At 70.8% G+C, this 2,369-nt stretch carries 2 protein-coding genes; one reads left to right on the top strand and one right to left on the bottom strand.

Going from position 1 to position 2,369, the window contains the following annotated elements:
• Nucleotides 1–1,240, bottom strand: a 1,240-nt coding sequence (locus tag LQ326_RS46975; protein ID WP_234545341.1) for an MDR family MFS transporter, incomplete at its 3' end; no start/stop codon positions are given.
• Nucleotides 1,241–1,432: 192 nt separating this feature from the next.
• On the opposite strand from LQ326_RS46975, the gene LQ326_RS46970 reads away from it, so the two are divergent.
• Nucleotides 1,433–2,194, top strand: a complete 762-nt coding sequence (locus LQ326_RS46970) for a phosphoglyceromutase (RefSeq protein ID WP_234545340.1) — start codon at nt 1,433–1,435, stop codon at nt 2,192–2,194.
• Nucleotides 2,195–2,369 lie beyond the last annotated feature (175 nt).

The raw sequence follows: 2,369 nt of genomic DNA, 5'->3' as shown, positions 1-2,369 counted from the left end.
CCGCCTCCGCACTCGCCGGAGCCGCGGCGGCGGGCCGTTCCGCCGGCAGCCGCCGCATCAGCAGCCCGTACCCCAGAGCCGCCGCCGTCCCCACCACCGCGCACACCCCCCACAGCCACCGCGCCCCGAACCGGTCGATGACGACCCCGGACAGCAGCGGCGCGATGAGCGCGGCGGCGGACCAGGACAGCGTGTACATCCCCTGGTACCGGCCCCGCCCCTGGACCGGCGAGAGCCGCACCACCAGCCCCGTCTGGGTCGGCGCGTTGACGATCTCGGCGAGCGTCCACACGCAGACGGTGAGCGCGAACACCCCGACCGACCCGGCGAAGGCGGTGAGCCCGAAGCCGTACCCCGCGAGCAGGGACGAGACGACGAGCAGTGACCGCGGGTCCCGGTACTGGATGACCCGGGTCACCGGAATCTGCAGCACCACGATGAGGATCCCGTTCACGGCGATGGACATGCCGTAGTCGGCGGGCGAGAACCCGGCCTCGCCCATCGCCACCGGCAGCCCCACCGACCCCTGCTGGAAGATCAGGGCGACGAGGAACGACAGCCCGACGACGCCCATGTACCGCCCGTCGCGCACCACGGTCAGCAGGCTGACCTCGCCACCCTCGCCGCCCGCCGCGGCGGCACGCGTCGGCCGCGACTCGGGCACCCTGGCGAAGACGAGGACGGCGCAGGCGGCGGTCATCGCCGCCTCGATCAGGAACCCGGCGCGGTAGCTGACCTCGGCGATGAACCCGGCGCCCATGGAGGACACGGCGAACCCCAGATTGACCGCCCAGTAGTTGAGCGAGAAGGCCCGTACCCGGTCCTCGGGCCGCACGATGTCGGCCATCATGGCCTGCACGGCCGGCCGGGAGGCGGTGGAGGCCACGCCGACCAGGAAGGCGACGGCGGCGATGGCGACGGGATCGCGCACGAACCCGAGCAGCGCGACGGCCGCGGCGGTGGAGCCCTGGGCGACGAGCAGGGTGGGCCGCCGCCCCAGCCGGTCGGCCATCACCCCGCCCCCCAGGGAGGACACGACCCCGCCCAGCCCGTGCAGGGAGGCGACGAGCCCGGCGTAAGACGCGCTGTACCCGCGGTCCAGGGTCAGATACAGGGCCATGTACGTGGCCACGAAGGCACCCAGCCGGTTGACGAGGGTGCTGGTCCACAGCCACCAGAACTCCCTGGGCAGACCGGACACGGTCTCCCGGACGGCGCGTCGCAGGGCGGCGGACGACATGGTTCTCCCGGAGCAGGCGTGAGCGACGGACATGTAAGTGACGCATGTAAGTGACGCAAGGCGTGACGGCAACTTACATATCTACTGCTCGCCTGAGCCAGTGAATTAACAGATGCGGTCGGCTGTCCGCCCCCTGGGACGCCCTACGGGCGCCCGCCCTCCGCCCCGAATACGTGGATTACGCTCTGACCCATGGCCGACGCACCGTACAAGCTGATCCTCCTCCGCCACGGCGAGAGCGAGTGGAACGCGAAGAACCTGTTCACCGGCTGGGTGGACGTCAACCTCAACGAGAAGGGCGAGAAGGAGGCAGTCCGCGGCGGTGAGCTCCTGAAGGATGCCGACCTGCTCCCGGACGTGGTCCACACGTCCCTCCAGAAGCGAGCGATCCGCACGGCGCAGCTCGCCCTCGAAGCCGCCGACCGCCACTGGATCCCGGTCCACCGCAGCTGGCGCCTGAACGAGCGCCACTACGGCGCCCTCCAGGGCAAGGACAAGGCGGCCACGCTGGCCGAGTTCGGCGAGGAGCAGTTCATGCTCTGGCGCCGCTCGTACGACACCCCGCCCCCGCCGCTCGCCGACGACTCCGAGTTCTCCCAGTCCGCGGACCCGCGCTACGCCGCCATCCCCCCGGAGCTGCGCCCTCGCACGGAGTGCCTCAAGGACGTCGTCAACCGCATGCTCCCGTACTGGTACGACGGCATCGTCCCTGACCTGCTGGCCGGCCGCACGGTCCTGATCGCCGCCCACGGCAACAGCCTGCGCGCCCTCGTCAAGCACCTGGACGACATCTCGGACGCCGACATCGCCGGTCTCAACATCCCCACCGGCATCCCCCTCGCCTACGAACTGGACGCCGACTTCAAGCCGGTGACCCCCGGCGGCCAGTACCTCGACCCGGCCGCGGCAGCCGCGGCCATCGAGGCGGTCAAGAACCAGGGGAAGAAGAAGTAGGTTCAATGATCATGCCTCCCACCTGCGCATACGGCGCGGATGGGAGGCATTTTCACGGCCTGGGACCACTCTGGGCCCTCAGTCCTCCGGGCCCTGCGGTCGGAGTGCCTGGCCAAGGGCCTTCCGGGCACGCTCCGCTGGTCATGAGGTGCGCGTACACCTTCAGGGTCGGGCC

This window comes from Streptomyces shenzhenensis (assembly GCF_021462265.1).
In the GTDB taxonomy this organism is placed as follows: Bacteria; Actinomycetota; Actinomycetes; order Streptomycetales; family Streptomycetaceae; genus Streptomyces; species Streptomyces shenzhenensis.
Note: the sequence above shows the minus strand (reverse complement) of the source record. Positions and strands in the feature narration are given on the sequence as shown.

Coding starts and splice junctions, on each gene's coding strand:
- LQ326_RS46970 (WP_234545340.1), top strand. CDS start 1,433: ATGGCCGACGCACCGTACAAGCTGATCCTCCTCCGCCACGGCGAGAGC.